The organism is Corynebacterium freneyi (assembly GCF_030408835.1).
GTDB lineage: Bacteria > Actinomycetota > Actinomycetes > Mycobacteriales > Mycobacteriaceae > Corynebacterium > Corynebacterium freneyi.
Genome location: NZ_CP047357.1, coordinates 1,365,147 through 1,384,010, shown reverse-complemented (window position 1 = coordinate 1,384,010; position 18,864 = coordinate 1,365,147). Strand labels below are relative to the sequence as shown.

The window sequence follows — 18,864 nt, the reverse complement described above, 5'->3', positions numbered from 1 at the left end:
TGCACGGTTCAGTTGCCGACAGTGGCACGACGTTTCACCCGAACCGGTGAGTAAGGAGGCGCACACCATGGACGAGGGACACGAGATGTACGAAATGCAGTTCCCCGCCCCGGAAGTGGGGCCCAAAAACGGTGGTCTGACCATGGTCATCGCCCTGCAGGGCTACGCCGACGCTGGGATGGCGGTGGCGGGTTCGGCAGGTCACCTCACCGATGCGCTCGACCACCGGCCGCTGGTGAACTTCAACAACGACGAACTGGTGGATTACCGTTCGCGCCGCCCGGCGGTGACCATGGTGGGCGATGAGGTCGCCGAAAGCGCCGACTTGGACCTGACGCTGCAGGTGGTGCGCGACAATGCGGGCAAGCCGTTCCTGCTGTTGTCGGGCCCGGAGCCGGATCTGCGGTGGGACGCGTTTTCCGAGGCGGTCGCCGACTTGGCGGAGCGTTTCGACGTGCAGCGCACCGTGTCCTTGTACTCAGCGCCGATGACCGTGCCGCACACGCGGCCGCTGACCGTCATCGCCCATGGCAACGATCCCGAGTTGCTGTCCGGCCACCGCACGTGGGGCCAGCGGGTCACGGTGCCCGGTGCGGCGAGCCTGCGCATCGAGTTGGAGCTGACCCGCCGCGGCCGCAAGACCTGCGGTTTCACCGCCCAGGTGCCGCATTACGTCGCGGCGTCGGACTACCCGTTGGCGGCGTTGCGCCTGCTCGAGGCCGTCGCCGACGCCGGTGACCTGGACTTTCCGCTGACCGCCCTGGAACGCGAGGCGGACAAGGTCGCCGAACTGCTGGCCACGCAGGCCCAGGAGTCGGAGGAGGTCGCCGGGATCGTCCACATGCTCGAGCGCCAGCACGACGAGGAGGAGCGCCGCCGCGCGACGCTGGAGTCGAACCCGCTGGTCCGGGAGGACGGGACCATGCCGTCGGCCGATGAGTTGGGCGCCGAGTTCGAGCGGTTCCTGGCGTCGCAGATCGGCGAGCCTTCGCGTGACGACGAGCAGGCCTCCGACTCCCCCGCCGATTCGGTCGATGACGCCGTGGACGACGACGTGCGCGGATCCGATGGCGTCGATTCGGACGATGCACGCGGTTCGGAGCAGTCGGATGACTCGACCGAGTCCGACGACTCCAACGGCTCCGACGACTCCGATGATTCCGACGGTCCCGACAACCCGGGTGGCCGACGTCCGCGCCGCCCCTGGTTCCGCTTCTAGAACTGACGACCGACTAGAACTGGCAGGCGCCCGGCAGTTCGATGTCGGAGGAGGAACCGTTGACGGAGGCTTCCTTCAGCGCGATGCCGAACGCCGCCGCCAGGTAATGGGTGGCCAGCTCCGAGCCGGTCATCATGGGCGCGGCGTGGCCGATGCCCAGACCTGGTGCGAGGCGGGGAATCTCGGCGGGCACGAACGTGACCTCGGCGCCCTGGGCGCACCAGTCGCGGGCCAGCTGCTCGGCCTGCCCGAACGGGATGACGTCGTCGTTGCGTCCGTTGAGCACCAGCACCGGGGCATTCGGCTTCAGGCGGCCGATGCGGTTGCGGTCGAGGACCTCGACGATTTCCGGGTGCTCGGCGAAGTGATCCGACAGCGAGCGGCCGTCGACCGTCCACGAGTTCGTGCGGTGCAGGCCGACGCGCGCCACGGAATCGTCGATGCAGTCCTCCGACAGCTCCGACAGGATCCGCTTGCCGTAGGGCGACGCGATGTCGTCCATGAGCGGGCGCAGGTGCGGCTCGGCGGCGAGGAACCCGTTGACCGCGTAGCCGATGGCCCCCATGATCAGGTTGCCGTCGATGCGGGTGAGCACCTGCGACAGGTCGGCCGTCGGGGCGCCGGCGAAGGTGACCACGACGTTGAGTTCCGGCGCGTAGGTCTGCGCCAGCTCGGCGGCCGATGCGGTGGCGCCGCCGCCCTGCGAGTAACCCCACAACGCGATCGGCGAGTCGGCGGGCAGGCCGTCGATGGCAAGGCCGGCGCGGGCGGCGTCGAGGACCGTCTGTCCCTGGTCGACGCGGTTGACGTAGGTGTGCACGCCCGGCGCACCCAACCCGATGTAGTCGGTGACCACGACGCGGAAACCCTGCTCCAGCAGCGGTTCGACCTGGTCGATCTGTCCGCCGCCCTCTTCGCCGAACGTCGCCGACGGCGCGCACTTGTCGGCCTGTCCGACGGTGCCCGGTGCGACGACTACCGTCGGCCGCGGCCCCTCGTGCTCCCACGGCACGTCCGGCACGGCGACGACTCCCCCGACCTCGCGACCGCGGCCGGCGCCGTCGCGGGTGGCGAACCTGAAGATCCGCGCCGTGTACTCCACCGATTCCCCTCCGCTCGAGCCGTTGGCCGAGCTTCCGCCGCCGATGCTTCCCGACGGCGACGGGGCGGGTCGAGACGACAGCACGGTCCCGGGGGCCGCTTCGACGATGGGGAGGTCTTCGTCGTAAAGCGAGGCCGCATCAGCCGCGCCATCGCCTGCCGAAGCAATGCCGGGAAGCACCGCCCCCGCCGTCGCCGTGAACATTCCCGCCGCCACCAGCGCCGCCACCGTGCGCCTGAATCCGTTTCCAGTTTGCATATGAACATGTAACCACGGCGGGCCTGTCAGATCGGGCAATTGGATAGTGTGGACGGCGTGTCCCTCTCCGCCATGCTCCCCGACCTCGCCGACGTCCCCGAATCACTGATCGACGACGCGATCGTCGACTCCTTCATCGCCTGGACCAGGCAGACGGGCATCACGCTCTACCCCGCGCAGGAGGAGGCGACGCTGGCCCTGGCCGGCGGAGACCACGTCATCCTGGCCACGCCGACGGGCTCGGGAAAGTCGATGGTGGCCATCGCCGCGCATTTCGTCGCCCTGGCGCGCGGGCAGCGCAGCTTCTACACCGCCCCGATCAAGGCGCTGGTCAGCGAGAAGTTCTTCGCCTTGTGCGAGGTGTTCGGCGCGGAGAACGTCGGCATGATGACCGGCGACGCCACCGTCAACGGCGGCGCCCCGATCATTTGCGCCACCGCCGAAATCGTCGCCAACATCGCGCTGCGCGAGGGCCCGGAGGCGCGCATCGATCAGGTGGTCATGGACGAGTTCCACTTCTACGCCGAGCCCGACCGCGGCTGGGCGTGGCAGGTGCCGCTGCTGCTTCTTCACCGCGCGCAGTTTCTGCTCATGTCCGCCACGCTCGGCGACGTGTCCATGTTCCGCCGCGACCTGAAGGAACGCACCGGGCGCGACGTCGAACTGGTCACCGGCACCACCCGCCCGGTGCCGCTGGACTTCCATTACGTCTACGCCCCGGTCCACGACACCCTCGACGAGCTGCTGGCCGACGGCAAGGCGCCGATCTACGTCGTGCATTTCTCGCAACGCGAGGCCATCGAACGGGCGCAGGCGCTCACCGGCCTGACCCTGCTCAACCCGGAGGAGAAGGAACGCATCCGCCAGGAGATCGGCGACTTCCGCTTCACGACGTCCTTCGGCCGCGTGCTGTCGAAACTGGTCCGCCGCGGAATCGGCGTCCACCACGCCGGCATGTTGCCGAAGTACCGGCGTCTGGTCGAACGGCTGTCGCAGACCGGCCTGCTCAAGGTCATCTGCGGCACCGACACCCTCGGCGTGGGCATCAACGTGCCCATCCGCACGGTGCTGATGACCGGCCTGGTCAAGTACGACGGCACGCGCCAACGCATCCTGAAATCCCGCGAGTTCCACCAGATCGCCGGCCGCGCCGGACGGGCGGGCTACGACACCGAGGGCACCGTCGTCGTGCAGGCCCCGGACCACGAGATCGAGAACTTCAAGCTGCGCCGACGCGCCGGACAGGACGAGGCGAAGATGAAGAAGCTCCGCCTCAAGGCCGCCCCCAAGGGTGAGGTGACGTGGTCGGAGAAGACGTTCGACAAGCTCGTCGAGCAGCCGCCGGAGGCCCTGACCAGCCGGTTCCGGGTGAGCAACGGCATGCTGCTCAACGTAATCGCCCGCGGCGGCGACACCTACGCCAACATGCGCGACCTGCTGCGCGGCAACCATGACACCCGCCACCAGCAGAACCAGGCGATCCTCACCGCCATCGAGCTCTACCGGGGCCTCGTCGCCGCCGGCATCGTCGAGGAGACCACCGGCCCCGGCGGCGACGACGACATCCGGCCGCGGTTGACCGTGGAACTGCAGCGCGACTTCGCTCTCAACCAGCCGCTGGCCCCCTTCGCCCTGGCCGCACTCGAACTGCTCGACCCGGAGGCCGAGGACTACTCGCTCGACGTCATCTCCGTGTTCGAATCCATCCTCGACGATCCCCGACCGCTGCTTGCCGCGCAGCAGAAGGCCGCGCGCGGCGAGGAGATCGCGGCGTTGAAGGCCGAGGGCGTCGACTACACCGAGCGGATGAACATCGTCGAGGACATCACCTGGCCCAAGCCCCTCGACGAGGAGCTGGAGCAGGCGTACCAGACCTACGCCAAGGGCCACCCGTGGGTGCGCGAGTTCGAACTGTCGCCGAAGTCCGTCGTCCGCGAGATGGTGGAAAAGGGCATGACCTTCTCCGACGTCGTCTCCGAATACGGCATCGCCCGCGCCGAAGGCGTGCTGTTGCGCTACCTCACCGATGCGTGGCGCACCCTCCGGCACACCCTGCCCCGGGAGGCCGCCAACGACGAGCTCGCCGATGTCATCGAATGGCTCGGCGAACTCATCCAGCAGGTCGACTCTTCGCTGGTCGACGAGTGGGCGCAGATGGCCGACCCCGACAAACCGGTCGACGAGGAGACTCTTCGCGAGGCGGCGTTCGGCGGCGACGAATCCCGCCCGCTGACCGGCAACACCCGCGCCTTCACCCGCATGGTGCGCAACCTCATGTTCCGCCACGTCCAGCTGTTCGCGCTGGAAAAGGAACGCGAACTGGAGGAGCTCGACTCCTACCTCGACGACGCGCCGGACTGGCCGGCGCTCATGGACGACTACTTCGACGAATACGACGACGTCGACCTGGGACCGTCCGCCCGGGGCCCGGAGCATTTCCGCGTCGACGACTCCCGTGCGACCGGCGAAGCCCCCGACGGCGGCGTGTGGCGCGTCGAGCAGACCATCCTCGACCCCGAAGGCGACCGCGGTTGGCGCATCGTCGCCGACGTCGATCTGGCCGAATCCGACGCCGCCGGCGAGGTCCGCCTGCGGTCGTTGGAGGTCAAGGCGGGCTGACCCGGCGGGTGCGGATCAGTTCTCCGCGGGCCTCCGTTCTTCGCCGCTGTCTCAGTTCTCCGACACGGCCCGGTCGTAGGCAGCCTTGACCAGCTCACCGATGCGGGTGAACTCGTCGCCGCGCACCGACGACGCCCGGTGGACCAGTCCGATGGTGCGGCCGGGGCGCGTCGGCCCCTCGAAACGCGCGGTGGCCAGACCGGGGCGCTGCGCCTCCACCTTCAGCGCCGACTCGGGCACCAGGGTTTCGCCCAGCCCGCCGGCGACGCACTGCACGACGGTCGACAACGACGCAGCGCGCGTCTCCAACCCCAGGCTGTCGTCGCGATGGGCATCCACCCGACGACACAGATCCAGCACCTGGTCACGCAGGCAGTGGCCGTCGTCAAGCAACAACAGATTCAAATCCGTCAGCGCATCCAACGGCACATCATCGTGGCCGGCCAGGTCATGGCCCTCCGGAAGCACGAGATGGAACTCCTCCTCGTACAGCGGAGTCTCCTCGAACGACGACACCCCCGACGGCAACGCCAGCACCGCCGCGTCGATGGCACCCGAACGCAACGCCTCGATGAGGTGCGCCGTGGGCTCCTCCACGATGCGCGGCTCCAGCTCCGGCAACTCCTCGCGGACGTTGACCAGAAAATTCGGCAGGATGTAGGGCGCGACCGTCGGAATGAAACCAATGGCCAACGGACCCGCGAGCTCATCGGCGCGACCCGACGCACGGGCCACGATGTCGTCGACGATCTCCGACACCTGGCGGGCATACGGCAAAATGCTGCGACCCAACGGCGTGACCAGCAGACGGCGCGTGGAACGCTCCACGAGCTGGACGCCCAGACCACCTTCGAGCGTGGACAGGGCCTGGGACAGGGAGGGCTGGGAAATGCCGATTCGCTGGGCGGCCTGACCGAAGTGGCCGGTGTCAGCGATCGCGACGAAAGCGCGAAGCTGCGGGAGGGTGGGGCGGTATTCGCGATTACGCATGCCTATGAGCGTACACGAGACTATTTCAAATTACCTCTTGACAGTCCGAGGTTTCATAGGCATAATGGGCGATGCACCGGATGGGACGATCCCCGCCGGCACCACCACCAGGGCGGATACACCATCCCCCGGCGGGTGGCCGAGCGGGAAAATCGTCACCGCGCCGTCTGCGCCGTACGAACACCGACTCCAAGCCAATCCCCTAGGAGGATTCACATGGCTCTGCTCACCGTTGGCGACAAGTTCCCCGAGTTCAACCTGACCGCCCTGAAGGGCGGCAACCTGCGCGAGGCCAACGCCGCTTCGCCCGACGACTACTTCGAGCAGGTCACCAACGACTCGTACGAGGGCAAGTGGAAGATCGTCTTCTTCTACCCGAAGGACTTCACCTTCGTCTGCCCGACCGAGATCGCCGCGTTCGGCAAGCTCAACGAGGAGTTCGAGGACCGCGACACCATCGTTCTCGGCGGCTCCGGCGACAACGAGTTCTCCCACTTCAACTGGCGCGCCACCCACGAGGAACTGCTCGACATCCCGTTCCCGATGTTCTCCGACATCCGCCACGACCTGATGCGTGCGCTCGGCGTCGAGAACGCCGACGGCGTCGCCGACCGCGCCACCTTCATCATCGACCCGGACGGCATCATCCAGTTCGTCTCCGTCACCCCGGACGCCGTGGGCCGCAACGTCGACGAGGTCCTGCGCGTCCTCGACGCCCTGCAGTCCGAGGAGGTCTGCGCCTGCAACTGGCAGAAGAACGACCCCACCAAGAACATCGACAAGATGGACGTCCTGAAGCAGGAGCTGAAGTAATAGATGAGCATTGACAACCTTCGCTCCGGTCTGCCGGAGTACGCCAAGGATCAGAAGCTGAACCTGGGCACCCTGACCCGTTCCACCGAGCTCAACGAGCAGCAGCTGTGGGGCACCCTCCTGGCGTCGGCGGCCGCGACCCGCAATGACACCGTCTTCTCGGAGATCTCCGAGGAGGCCAAGGAGCACCTGTCCGACGAGGCCTTCGAGGCCGCGCTCGGCGCCGCCACCGTCATGGCGATGAACAACGTCGCCTACCGCGCCAAGGGTTGGCTCGGCGACGACTACGCCCAGGTGAAGTTCGGCCTGCGCATGAACATCATCGCCAAGCCCGGCGTGGAGAAGGCCGACTTCGAGCTGTGGTCGCTGGCCGTGTCCACGATCAACGGCTGCGAGCACTGCGCCGTCGCCCACGACAAGACCGTCCGCGAGGAGGGTCTGACCAAGGAGCAGGTTTGGGAGGCCGTGAAGATCGCCGCGGTGGTCCAGGCCGTCGCCCAGACCGTCCAGGTCGAGGGCGCGCGCTAAGCGTTTCCTCGCCTCACGGCAGCGATAGCCTCACGGCTTCGAGAAGGCCGCCGCACTCCCCCGGTTTCGCCCGGGTCGGGTGCGGCGGTTTTTTCGTGGGCGCTGTCCGTGTTTCGGGGCCGGTGTGCGTGACGACGGCCGTCGCAAAGCCCGAAATGGCACGAATGCCGACACACCACGGGGTCAGCTCACCGTCTTCCAAACCACGGGGTCTAAACCACGGGTTCGATGGCGACCCCGTGGTTTAGCGCCGAAAAACAGGAGACCCCGCAGTTTGGACCCCGTGGTTCAGGAACGGGGCGGACCGACCCCGTGGTTTAGGGATGGCCGGTGCGGGGCGACGCCCGCGGGAGCCGACGATCATCCCCGAAACACATGACCCCGAAGCGGCCGCGCCATGAACGGCGGGCGACTTCGGGGTGATGGGCCCGTGAAAGCGTGCGAAAACGAGGCGCACGCCGGGGCCGGGGCCGCGGCGAACTACGGAATCGGCACGGGGCGTCGACCGCCGACGACCTGGCGGTAGATCTCGACGTAGGCGACCATTTGAATCGGCAGGGTGTACAGCGCACCGACGTAGCAGAGGAAAACGCCGACCGCGCCGATGATGCTCGCCAGCACCAGCGCGCCGAGGACCGGCCAGAACCGCGCCTTGACCAGGTTCCACGCCACGGCGGGGGCCTCCAGCACCTTGGCGCGGCCGTCCATGACGAGCATCTGCATCATCACGGAGATCGGCAACATCACGACGGAGCCGGCGATGAGCAGCACGTACGCCAATATCGTCACCACGATGCCCGCGGCGGAGGAACGTTCGGCCACGGCACCGGCGGCGAACATCATGAGGACACCCGGGATCTGGGAGACGAAGCCGAGGATGCTGGTGAAAAACCACACGCCGACCAGCGATCCCCACCGGGTGACGCGGAAGAACGTGCCGAACGACGGCCTGCGACCGTCGATTTCCTCGAACGCGCCGCGGTAGGCGAACACCGTGAACGCGAAGATGAGCACGAACAGCACCGGGTACATCAACAGGATCGCGCCGACGGCTGCTCCGAGTCCGGCGTCCGTCGGGCTGCTGTACGGATCCGACGGGTTGTAGTTGGACAGGCTCGACCACATGCCGCCGAAGATGACGCCGAAGAAGAGGAACATGACCACGGCGATCACGCCGCCGGCCGCCGCCATGAATCCGAGCCACGTGCCGATGTTGGCGTTGACGCGCTTGAACGCCGTCGTAATCGGCTGCGTGATGTTGAACGGGGCTTCGCCGGACATCACGGGCGACGTCGGCGGGGCCTCACCGCCGGGCTGTCCGACGCCGATGCCCGGATCTCCGGCGCCCTGCTGACCCTGCTGCCAGTAGCCCTGTCCCGGCGCCTGGTAACCCTGGTAGCCCTGGTAGCCCTGGTAGCCGGCCTGGCCGTATCCCTGCTGGTCGTACGGGGCCTGGCCGTATCCCTGCTGGCCGTACGGGTCCTGGCCGTATCCCTGCTGGCCGTACGGGTCCTGGCCGTATCCCTGCTGGCCGTACGGGGCCTGGCCGTATCCCTGCTGGCCGTACGGGTCCTGGCCGTATCCCTGCTGGCCGTAGGGGTCGTTGCCGGCGTTGCCGTCGCCGGGACGGCCGTTGTCATCGGTCATGTGCAATCCTCCATCGGTCGATGAGATGTTCCAGTGTAAAACTCCGGCCGGTGGGCCGCAGCAGCGCGTCGACGTCGGCGGGCACCGGATCAATCAGTGCTTGACGACGATGACGTCCAAGGTTAGACGACGGTGACGTCGGCGGCGCCCTCGAAGGCGGTGAGCTCGCCGCCCGCACCGCGGGAGGATCCCCGGTAGCGGATGACGTACTCCCCAGGCTCGACGTCGCTGGTGTCCCAGGTGATGGTGGTGGTCGTCGAGGCTCCCTCGTTGGCGAATTCGATGACGGTCGCTTCGTGGGAGTCGTCGGCGATGCGGGTTCCTTCGCCGTTGTCCCCGCCGCGCTTTTCCACGGACAGGAAGCCCGATTCGTGGCGCAGGTCGGAGTTGGGGTTGGCGCCGACGAAGGCGATGGCTACGTGGGTGCCGACGGCGACCGGGCCGTCGGGGCCGGTCAGGACGTCGCCGAAGTTCTTCCCGACCGGGGCGAGGTCGACGAAGGGGTTGCCGGCCGGCGACGGCGGGATCTTGCCGGTGAGGTCGCCTTCGGCGGCGCCGGAGTCGACGGGGATGCCGGCGGCCATGGCGGAGGCGAGACCGTCGAAGACCTGGGTGGCCGCGGGCAGCGTGAGGCGGCCGAAGATGGTGGCGCCGCCCTCGTAGTCCTGCTGGTCGTACTCCTCCGGCGTGGTGATGTAGTGGCCGTAGCCGGAGGTGTAGCCCTGCACGATGACGGTGTCCATGTCGACGCCGAGCGCTTCGGCGATGGCGCGGCGCATGCGCAGGCCCGCCACGGTGGTCGGTTCGAACGCGAGCGAGGCGATGGTGATGCCGCCGATGCGGTGCAGGTGGAAGACGTGGGTCTGCTGCACCAGGCCGGGGATGTAGCCGACGGGCAGGAGGTTTTCCTTGGCGCCGTGGATGGCCGAAGCGGAGGCGGGCACGACGACCTGGTTGACCTGTCGCACCCAGGGAGTGCCGCCGCGGGCGCCTTCGTTGAAGCCGAGCATGGGTTCGCCGCCGCCGTCTTCCTGCGAGGAGGCGGCGAAGGCCGCGCCGAGGATGGCGGGTCCGGTGGTGCCGGGCTGGCCGTCCGGGGTGAAGCGGCCGTCGACCTTGACGTCGCGCATGTCGACCCACTGGTGGCGGGCGTCGATTCCGCCGCCGGCCAGCGGGACCGCGCGGCCCGCCACGCCGTCGAGCTGGCGGCGGCCGAGGATGCGGGCGGACTCGTATTCGTTGCCGTCGCCGGGCCCGGAGTTGGGCACCAGGCCGTGGTTGGGGCTGATGTCGCCGGGGGTGGACATGGCGAACGCCGCGACGTACGGCGCCGTCGCGGGATTGGTGTGGTCGACGCCGGCGCGGTGTTCGGCCAGCCAGGCGGCGTATCCCTTGTTGTCGCCGGAGACGATGGTGTGTTCCGGGCCGAAGGTCGTGGGGTGGATGCCGTACCAGTTGATCAGGCCGATGGCCTTGCCGTCGCGAAGCACGTGCAGCGTGACCGAATCGCGGTCGACTCCGTCGGGGAAGGCGGCCTTGTCGGCGTCGGGGTTGTTGTCGAAGGCCGTCTTGGACCGGTTGACGCCGGCGTCGGCGACGGTGCCGCGGGTCAGGGCGATGTGGCTGGGGGCCATGTCTGCGTCGGCGCGTTCGATGGCCTTCACGATGCCGGCGACGGTGGCTTCGAAGGTGACGGGCCGGAAGCCGAGGGTGGTCAGGTCGACCATGAGGTGGCCGGAGGTGCCGCCGGGAGCGACGTGGGTGTGGGACGCGCCGATGAGCACGTTGCCTTCGTGGTAGACGTCGCCGAAGCGTGCGCGCAGGCGGCGGAGGACTTCCATCTGGATGGACTGGAACATCAGGCCCATGTCGGCGGTGACGTGGGCGACTCGGCCGCCGTTGCCGTCGTCGAAGACGAAGGCGCGGGCGAACTGGCGCTGGCGCAGGCCGCTGGTTTGCTGGCTGAGCACCGCGTAGCCGTTCATGCCGGCGCCGAGGGGTTCGCCGGTCATGTCGGCCATGCCGCGGCCGACGGTCATGGGGATGCTTGACGACGCCCCGGGGGTTGCCGCGTCGCCGGCGGGTTGGGCTGCGGCGGGGGCCAGCCCGCCCCAATCGGCGGCCAGGGCGGCTCCCAGCGCAGTGGTGGCGGCGGTGGCTCCGAGGAAGGCCCGGCGCGGCAGGGTCGGGATGATTCGGGCGACGTCGGTCATGTGCGGTTCCCCTCGACGATGGTGGTTCGTGTGCGGTCGTGCGACGAAACGTTCGTCGCCGAACTCTTGGCGGAACCTTAGTGTGACGCGACACTCATATATGTAATTTTTGGTCAAAATCCAGCGATGAGACCCCTTCCGGGTGGAGACTATTGCCATCGCTTAACCTTTCACCGGGGCTAATCATATGGACGAAACCGGCGCCGCACCAGGACGCATGGCCTTCGTCCGCCCCTTTCTCCCCACGCAGCACCCCCGGTTGCCCGCACGTGCCCGCGGGCGATCGCCGATTTCCGCCAGGAGCTTTTTCGTGTCTTCGTCTTTCCGCCGTCGATCTCTCGGACGCCGTTTCGGCCAGTCGTCCCGTTCCGTCGCCTTCGCTTCGTTGACCGCCGCCGCGATGTGCGCGTCTCTTCTCGCGGCTCCCCATGCCACGGCCCAGGACGTTCCCGCGCCGTCGCTGGGTTCCCTGGACATGTCCCCCGACTTCACGGGGGCCAACGCGTTTTACATGCCGCCGGAGCAGCTTCCCGGCGCGCCGGGCCAGTTGATCCGGTCCGAACCGATGGATCTCAACGTCACGTTGCCGAACGTCGATGGGCCGTGGCCTGGCAAGGCGGAGCGGTTCATGTACACCTCGCTCAACAGCCGTGACGAGATCGTCGCGGTGACCGGTTTCGCCATGGATCCGATCGCGGAGTGGACGGGTGAGGGCGCGCGTCCGACGGTGGTCATCGGCTCCGGAACCATCGGCCAGGGTGACCAGTGCGCTCCGTCGCGTCTGGCGTCGGGCATGCTCGGTCTGGATGTGGAGCAGCCGTCCATGGGCATCAACTACGAGCTGATGTTCGCCAACATTTTGCTTCGCGACGGCGTGCGCGTGGTGATGACCGACTACATTGGTCTGGGCACCCCGGGGGTTCACACCTACATGAACCGCGTCGATCAGGGACACGCGATGCTCGATGCCGCGCGGGTCGTGCCGGCGCTGACCGGGGAGCACTCTCCCGTCGGTTTCTGGGGTTACTCCCAGGGCGGGGGTGCCGCTGCGGCGGCGGCCGAGCTGGCGGAGTCTTACGCGCCGGAGCTCGACGTGAAGGGCACCTACGCCGGTGCTCCCCCGGCGGATCTGGAGGTCGTCGCCGGCGCGGTCGATCGCAACATCATCGTCGGCGTTCTCGGCTACACCATCAACGGTCTGCTGGAGGCCCACCCGGAGATCCGGGGTGAGATCGACGCCATCACCAACGACAAGGGACGGGAAGTCGTGGAGAAGACCCGCACCCAGTGCATCGTCGACAGCGTCGTCTCCTTCGGCGTGATGGGCACCACCCACCCCAACCCGACGGGCGAGTTGACCCAGGATGGCCGATCCATTCAGGAGCACATCCGCACCAATCCGACGCTGAAGGCGTTGGTGGATCGTCAGCTCATCGGCACGTTGAAGCCCAACGCCCCGGTGCTGGTGGTCAACAACGTCAACGACGACGCCATCCCGCATGATCAGGCCGAGGCCCTGGCGCAGCGGTGGGCGGACATGGGCGCCGACGTCGAGTTCCGTTCGATGCCGCTGCCCTCCGTGCTGCCGCGCTTCTCGATCGGCCATCTCGGCCCGATGCCGGTGGGCTTCGTCGATGCCAAGGATTGGCTCATCGGCCAGTTCAACGGCGTCGACGTCCCGGCGTCCTCGTCGGCCGACGCTTCGTCCGGCTCGATCTAGCCGCGCCGATCATCGGCCCAAAGACACCACGACCGCGCACCGATCCGACACCGTGCGCGGTCGAGACGTTAATGGGCCGGGAACTTCCGGCTTGCCCGGTAGGTGGCAAACGCCGCCTACCGGCCGCGGATTTCCTACAGAACCATCGCCGCAATCCAGCCCGCCGCCAGCAGCGGAAGGTTGAAGTGGATGAACGTCGGGATGACCGAGTCGCGGATGTGGTCGTGCTGTCCGTCGGCGTTGAGGCCGGCCGTCGGGCCCAGCGTGGAGTCCGACGCCGGCGACCCCGCATCACCCAGCGCACCGGCGGTGCCGATGATGGCGACGGTGGCCAGCGGCGAGAAACCCAGCGCAGCGCACAGCGGCACGTAGATCGCCGAGATGATCGGCAGCGTCGAGAACGACGAACCAATGCCCATGGTGACGATGAGACCGACGATGAGCATCGCGATCGCCGCCGCGGCCTGCGAACCGGCGAACATCTCGGCGGTGGCCTCGACCAGCGGCTCGACGTCGCCGGTCTCCGTCATCACGGAGGCGAAGCCCTGGGCGGAAATCATGATGAAACCGATCAGGGCCATCATCTTCATACCTGCGGTGAACACGTCGTCGGCCTCGCGCCAATTGACGCCACCGGTGATCATGAACACCGCCAGACCCGCCAGCGCGCCGATGAGCAGCGAGTCGGCCTCGAAATCGGTCGACTGCATCCACACCTGGATGCCGAAGGTGGCGAAAATCGCGACCACCGCGATGATCACCTTGCGACGCTCGATCGGCTCGGTTGCCGCACGCGCGATGGTGTCCACGGCGGCGTAGTCGCCGGCGGCGTCCGGGTCGGCGGCACCGGCCGGGAACAGATCGTCCCGATCGGCGTCGGCGCTGCCGCGGGCGCCCGTGTCGGCGATGGGCTCATCGGCGTAGGTGCGGGGCTTGCGGTAGCTGATGAACAGTGCGACGAGCAGGCCGGTGAACATGCCGGCGGCGGGGATGCCCATCGCCTGCAGGATGTTGATGTCGCTGGTGTCCAGGCCGGCGCTTTCGATGTTGCCCAGCAGGATGTCGTTGAGGAAGATCGAACCGAAGCCCAGCGGGATGAACATGTAGGTGGTCACCAGGCCGAACGTCAGAGCGCACGCGGCGGCCCGGCGGTCGATCTTCAGTTTGTTCATGGCCACCAGCAGCGGCGGGACGATCAACGGGATGAACGCGATGTGCACCGGAATGAGGTTCTGCGACAGCACCGCCATCAGGGTGAAACCGCCGAGCATCGACCACTTCACGACGCCGACCGCCTTGGCGTTTTCTTCCGGGTCCTTGCCGGTGACCGTGCCGACGATCTTGTTTGCCAGCAACTGCGGCAGACCCGACTGGGCGACGGCCATGGCGAAGGCGCCCAGCAAGGCGTAACTCAGCGCGATGCGCGCACCACCCGACAGACCCTCCTGGAACGCCACCAGCGTCCCGTCGAAACCGAGGCCGCCGAGCAAACCGCCGATCAGGGCGCCGATGAAGAGCGCCAGGACAACATGGACGCGCGATATCGCGAGGATGAGCATCACCAAAACGGCGATCAACACGGAGTTCATGAGAAAAACCTTAAATGACGATGGCATTCATTCCCGCATCACGGCCCCGCCCGTGCCAGTGAGATTGCTAACGCCGCCAGCGGCTACCCTTGCTGGCAACCATGTCTGAGCACAACGAGAATTCCGGCCGCGCCCCTCGCAGCGGTCAGCGACGCGGCCGCCGCTCCCCCGATTCCCGCCCCCACGTGGACAAGCGGCCCATTTACGCGCGCCTGGACGGGGTGCCCCACGCGGAAGCCCGCAGCTTCCGCCGCCGCCTCAAGCGCGCGTCGGCGCCGGCGTCGATCCACGCGATCGCCGACGACATCGAGCTGGCTCGCCTGCGCGTCGAGGAACGCCGCGAGTCGATCCCGGAGATCACCTACCCGGCGTCGCTGCCGGTGTCGGCCCGCCGCGACGACATCGCCGAGGCCATCGAAAACAACCAGGTCACCGTCATCGCCGGCGAAACCGGTTCCGGCAAGACCACGCAGATCCCGAAGATCCTGCTCGACCTCGGCCGCGGCGTGCTGGGCAAGATCGGCCACACGCAGCCCCGCCGTCTGGCGGCCCGCACCGTCGCCGAGCGCATCGCCGACGAACTGGGCGAGAAGATCGGCGGCCACGTCGGCTACGCCATCCGTTTCGACGACAAGGTCGGCCGCGACACGTGCGTCAAACTCATGACCGACGGAATCCTGCTCGCCGAGATCCAGCGTGATCGGCTGCTGCTCGAGTACGACACGATCATCATCGACGAGGCCCACGAGCGCAGCCTCAACATCGATTTCCTGCTGGGCTACCTCAAGCGGCTGCTGCCGAAGCGCCCGGACCTGAAGGTCATCATCACCTCGGCGACGATCGACCCGGAGCGTTTCGCCGAGCATTTCGCCGACGCCGACGGCAAGCCCGCGCCGATCATCGAGGTATCGGGCCGCACCTACCCCGTCGAGGTGCGCTACCGCCCGCTGGTCGTCGAGGAGACCGTCACCCGCAAAAACGGGCAGACCGAAACCCGCGTCACCGACATCGACCAGATCGACGGCGTCGTCGCCGCGTGCCGCGAGCTCATGCGGGAAGGCGACGGCGACATCCTGGTGTTCTTCTCCGGCGAGCGCGAGATCCGCGAGGCCGCGGAAGCCATCGAGGGCCAGAAGTGGCGCGGCGTGGAGGTGCTGCCGCTGTTCGGTCGCCTGTCCAATGCGGAGCAGCACCGGGTTTTCGGTCCGCATGCTTCACGACGCATCGTCCTGGCCACCAACATCGCCGAAACGTCGCTGACGGTCCCGGGCATCCACTACGTGGTCGACACCGGCACCGCCCGCATTTCCCGGTACTCCACCCGCACCAAGGTCCAGCGCCTGCCCGTCGAACCGGTCAGCCAGGCCAGCGCCAACCAGCGCTCGGGCCGCTGCGGCCGCGTCGCCGACGGCATCGCCATCCGCTTGTACTCCGAAGAGGACTTCCTGTCCCGCCCGGAATTCACCGATCCGGAGATCCAGCGCACCAACCTCGCGTCGGTGATCCTGCAGATGGCCAACCTCGGCCTCGGCGACGTCGCGGCGTTCCCCTTCGTCGACGCCCCCGACCACAAGGCCATCCGCGACGGCGTGCAACTTCTCGACGAACTCGGGGCACTGGCCTCTGCCAAAGACACCGCCGGGACGTCGTCAAGCAAAAAACGCACCGGCACCCGCGACGCACACGACGACGGCGACGGCGCCGACAACGCACTGTCCCTGACGCCGACCGGCCGCGAACTGGCGCGCATCCCCGTCGACCCCCGACTGGCCCGGATGCTGGTGGAAGCCCACGCCAACGGCGCGCTCAAACCCGTCACCGTCATCGTCGCCGCCCTCAGCCTGCAGGACGTGCGCGAACGCCCCCTGGAAAAGCAAGCCCAAGCCGACCAGGCCCACGCGCGATTCAAGGACACCACCAACGACTTCCTGTCCTACCTCAAACTGTGGGAACACCTGCGGGAAAAGCGCGCCGAATTGTCCGGCAACCAATTCCGCAAAATGTGCCAACGTGAATTCCTGCACTACATGCGCGTGCGGGAATGGCAGGACCTGATTCGCCAGCTCAACCAAGTCGTCGCCGACCTCGGCTGGAACTGGTCCGTCGACGGCAACGACCCCTCCCCCGACGCCATCCACCAATCGCTGCTGGCCGGCCTGCTGTCCCAGATCGGCGTGCGCGAAGGCGAAGGCAAGGAATTCACCGGCACCCGCAACACCAAGTTCCTCGTGCACCCGTCGTCGTCGCTGGCGAAGAAGCCGCCGCGGTGGGTCATGGCCGCCGAAATCGTCGAAACTTCGCGCACCTTCGCCCGCGACGCCGCGCGCATCGAACCGGCGTGGGTGGAAAAGCTCGCCTCCCACCTGCTCAAACACCAGTACTCCGAACCGCACTGGTCCACCAAGCGCGGCGCGGCCATGGCCTACCAGAAGTCGACGCTCTACGGCGTGCCCGTCGTCGTCGACCGCGCCGTGCCCTACCACCGCGTCGACCCGGCCGCCGCGCGCGAAATGTTCATCCGCCACGCCCTCGTCGACGGCGAGTGGACCACCCACCACAAGTTCTTCGCCGACAACCGCGCCAAACTCGAAGACGCCGCCCGCATCGAGGACAAGGCCCGCCGCCGCGGCATCGTCGTCGACGACGACACCCTGTACGCCTTCTACGACGCGAAGATCCCGCACAACGCCACCACGGCCGCCAACTTCGACCGGTGGTGGAAGAAGACGTCCCAATCCGACCCGCACCTGCTCGACTTCGACCCGAACGCGCTGGTCAACCCGGATTCCCACGACGTCGACGCCGCCGCGTTCCCCGACCTGTGGCAGCAGGGCAGCCTCGACTTCCAACTGTCCTACCGCTTCGAACCCGGGGCCGACGACGACGGCGTCACCCTCCACGTGCCCGTGCCGCTGCTGGCCGGCCTGCGCGACGAGGGATTCGACTGGCTCGTGCCCGGACTGCGGCAGGAGCTGGTGGAATCGCTGATCCGCACCCTGCCCAAGGCCTCGCGACGCTCCGTCGTGCCCGCCCCCGACTTCGCGGCACGCGCCCTGGCGTCGATGACCCCGTACGCGCGGCCGCTGCGGGAGTCGCTGGCCGATGCGCTGCGCCAGTTGGGCGGCACGGGCATCAACGCCGACGACTTCGACGTGACCAAACTGCCGCCGCACCTGCGGTTCAACTTCGCCACCGTCGACCGGCGCGGCGACGTCACCGACCAGGACCGGGATCTGCTGGCGCTGCAGAAGCGGCGCGCCGGACAGGTGACCACGGCCGTGGCGAAGGCGGCCGGTTCGTCCCAGCATGCGGCGGTGAAGGAGTGGACCGCCGACAACCTCGGCGCCGTGCCGGAGACCGTGGAGAACACCGTCGACGGCCAGAAGGTCACCGCCTACCCGACGCTGGTGGCCACCAAGGACGGCGTCGCGGTGAAGGTCGTGCCGACGGAGGCGCAGGCGAAGGCGTCGCTGATGACGGCGACGCTGACGATGCTGCTGCGCGAATGCACCGTGCAGACCACCGCGATGGTCAAGGGACTGCCCTTGCAGCAGCGGGTCGCCGTCGACGCGTGGCCGCATGCCGGGACGGAGGGCCTCGTCGAGGACTGCCGGGTGACCGTCGTGCGCGACCGGATGATCGACGCCGGCGGTCCGGTCCGCGATCCCGCCGAGTACGCGACGCTGCGCGACACGGTGAAGCCGCAGGTGGCGGGGCAGGTTCGTCAGCTCGTCGTGGGCATGGCGAAGATGCTTCCGGCGTATCACCGGGTGGTGTCGCAGTTGGACGAGTGGGATGGCCCGGCGATCGACGACATGCGGTCGCAGCTTGCGTTCATGCTGCCCAAGGGTGCGGTCGCCCGTCACGGGTGGGCGAATCTGCGTCATCTGTCCCGGTACCTGGAGGCGATGGAGATTCGTCTGGCCGACATGGTCCTCGATCCCGACCGTGATGCGGAATTGGAGGACGAGGTCACCGAGGTCAAGGAGTACCTGGAGAAGCGTCTGGCAGCGTTGCCGGAGGGCCGCCGGAAGTCGGCTGCCGTCCGCGACATCGGGTGGATGATTCAGGAGCTGCGCGTCAGTTTGTTCGCCCAGCGTCTGGGCACGGCCCGCACGGTGTCGCCGCAGCGAGTGAAGAAGGCCATCGACAAGTTGCGGTAGGTG

At 67.8% G+C, this 18,864-nt stretch carries 11 protein-coding genes; 6 read left to right on the top strand and 5 right to left on the bottom strand.

Annotated features, from left to right (window positions below; genetic code table 11):
• The first annotated feature begins 67 nt into the window (after positions 1 to 67).
• Complete coding sequence (locus tag CFREN_RS06250) at positions 68 to 1,219, top strand: PAC2 family protein (protein ID WP_209653105.1); 1,152 nt, start codon at positions 68 to 70, stop codon at positions 1,217 to 1,219.
• Between the two features lie 13 nt (positions 1,220 to 1,232).
• Here the strand turns inward: CFREN_RS06250 and CFREN_RS06245 are convergent, their stop codons facing one another.
• The gene (locus tag CFREN_RS06245) at positions 1,233 to 2,579 is read right to left on the bottom strand and encodes a lipase family protein (RefSeq protein WP_209653107.1); all 1,347 of its coding nucleotides are present in this window, start codon (positions 2,577 to 2,579) and stop codon (positions 1,233 to 1,235) included.
• A 72-nt stretch (positions 2,580 to 2,651) separates the two neighbouring features.
• Here CFREN_RS06245 and CFREN_RS06240 point away from each other — a divergent pair, with 72 nt between their 5' ends.
• Positions 2,652 to 5,198, top strand: coding sequence for a DEAD/DEAH box helicase (locus CFREN_RS06240; RefSeq protein WP_209654684.1), 2,547 nt, complete (start codon positions 2,652 to 2,654; stop codon positions 5,196 to 5,198).
• A 51-nt stretch (positions 5,199 to 5,249) separates the two neighbouring features.
• On the opposite strand, the gene CFREN_RS06235 is transcribed toward CFREN_RS06240, so the two are convergent.
• Positions 5,250 to 6,188, bottom strand: coding sequence for a hydrogen peroxide-inducible genes activator (locus CFREN_RS06235; RefSeq protein WP_209653109.1), 939 nt, complete (start codon positions 6,186 to 6,188; stop codon positions 5,250 to 5,252).
• Between the two features lie 216 nt (positions 6,189 to 6,404).
• Between CFREN_RS06235 and CFREN_RS06230 the strand changes: the two genes are divergently transcribed.
• Both CFREN_RS06230 and ahpD read left to right on the top strand, forming a co-directional pair.
• Complete coding sequence (locus tag CFREN_RS06230) at positions 6,405 to 7,001, top strand: peroxiredoxin (RefSeq protein ID WP_070519930.1); 597 nt, start codon at positions 6,405 to 6,407, stop codon at positions 6,999 to 7,001.
• A 3-nt stretch (positions 7,002 to 7,004) separates the two neighbouring features.
• Positions 7,005 to 7,529, top strand: coding sequence for an alkylhydroperoxidase, AhpD family (ahpD, locus tag CFREN_RS06225; RefSeq protein ID WP_070519929.1), 525 nt, complete (start codon positions 7,005 to 7,007; stop codon positions 7,527 to 7,529).
• A gap of 480 nt (positions 7,530 to 8,009) precedes the next feature.
• On the opposite strand, the gene CFREN_RS06220 is transcribed toward ahpD, so the two are convergent.
• Together CFREN_RS06220 and CFREN_RS06215 are read right to left on the bottom strand one after the other, a co-directional pair.
• Positions 8,010 to 9,176, bottom strand: a complete 1,167-nt coding sequence (locus CFREN_RS06220; protein ID WP_209653111.1) for an MFS transporter — start codon at positions 9,174 to 9,176, stop codon at positions 8,010 to 8,012.
• Positions 9,177 to 9,298: 122 nt separating this feature from the next.
• A complete protein-coding gene (locus CFREN_RS06215) occupies positions 9,299 to 11,389 on the bottom strand; it encodes a neutral/alkaline non-lysosomal ceramidase N-terminal domain-containing protein (protein ID WP_209653113.1) in 2,091 nt (696 codons plus the stop codon).
• 310 nt (positions 11,390 to 11,699) lie between these two features.
• On the opposite strand from CFREN_RS06215, the gene CFREN_RS06210 reads away from it, so the two are divergent.
• The gene (locus CFREN_RS06210) at positions 11,700 to 13,109 is read left to right on the top strand and encodes a lipase family protein (RefSeq protein ID WP_209653115.1); all 1,410 of its coding nucleotides are present in this window, start codon (positions 11,700 to 11,702) and stop codon (positions 13,107 to 13,109) included.
• Positions 13,110 to 13,243: 134 nt separating this feature from the next.
• Here the strand turns inward: CFREN_RS06210 and CFREN_RS06205 are convergent, their stop codons facing one another.
• Positions 13,244 to 14,698, bottom strand: coding sequence for a Na+/H+ antiporter family protein (locus tag CFREN_RS06205; protein ID WP_209653118.1), 1,455 nt, complete (start codon positions 14,696 to 14,698; stop codon positions 13,244 to 13,246).
• 101 nt (positions 14,699 to 14,799) lie between these two features.
• On the opposite strand from CFREN_RS06205, the gene hrpA reads away from it, so the two are divergent.
• Complete coding sequence (gene hrpA / locus CFREN_RS06200; protein ID WP_209653120.1) at positions 14,800 to 18,861, top strand: ATP-dependent RNA helicase HrpA; 4,062 nt, start codon at positions 14,800 to 14,802, stop codon at positions 18,859 to 18,861.
• Positions 18,862 to 18,864 lie beyond the last annotated feature (3 nt).

Excerpts from the sequence above, each read along its gene's own strand:
- CFREN_RS06250 (WP_209653105.1), top strand. The coding sequence starts at position 68 with ATGGACGAGGGACACGAGATGTACGAAATGCAGTTCCCCGCCCCGGAA.
- CFREN_RS06245 (WP_209653107.1), bottom strand. The coding sequence starts at position 2,579 with ATGCAAACTGGAAACGGATTCAGGCGCACGGTGGCGGCGCTGGTGGCG.
- CFREN_RS06240 (WP_209654684.1), top strand. The coding sequence starts at position 2,652 with ATGCTCCCCGACCTCGCCGACGTCCCCGAATCACTGATCGACGACGCG.
- CFREN_RS06235 (WP_209653109.1), bottom strand. The coding sequence starts at position 6,188 with ATGCGTAATCGCGAATACCGCCCCACCCTCCCGCAGCTTCGCGCTTTC.
- CFREN_RS06230 (WP_070519930.1), top strand. The coding sequence starts at position 6,405 with ATGGCTCTGCTCACCGTTGGCGACAAGTTCCCCGAGTTCAACCTGACC.
- ahpD (WP_070519929.1), top strand. The coding sequence starts at position 7,005 with ATGAGCATTGACAACCTTCGCTCCGGTCTGCCGGAGTACGCCAAGGAT.
- CFREN_RS06220 (WP_209653111.1), bottom strand. The coding sequence starts at position 9,176 with ATGACCGATGACAACGGCCGTCCCGGCGACGGCAACGCCGGCAACGAC.
- CFREN_RS06215 (WP_209653113.1), bottom strand. The coding sequence starts at position 11,389 with ATGACCGACGTCGCCCGAATCATCCCGACCCTGCCGCGCCGGGCCTTC.
- CFREN_RS06205 (WP_209653118.1), bottom strand. The coding sequence starts at position 14,698 with ATGAACTCCGTGTTGATCGCCGTTTTGGTGATGCTCATCCTCGCGATA.
- hrpA (WP_209653120.1), top strand. The coding sequence starts at position 14,800 with ATGTCTGAGCACAACGAGAATTCCGGCCGCGCCCCTCGCAGCGGTCAG.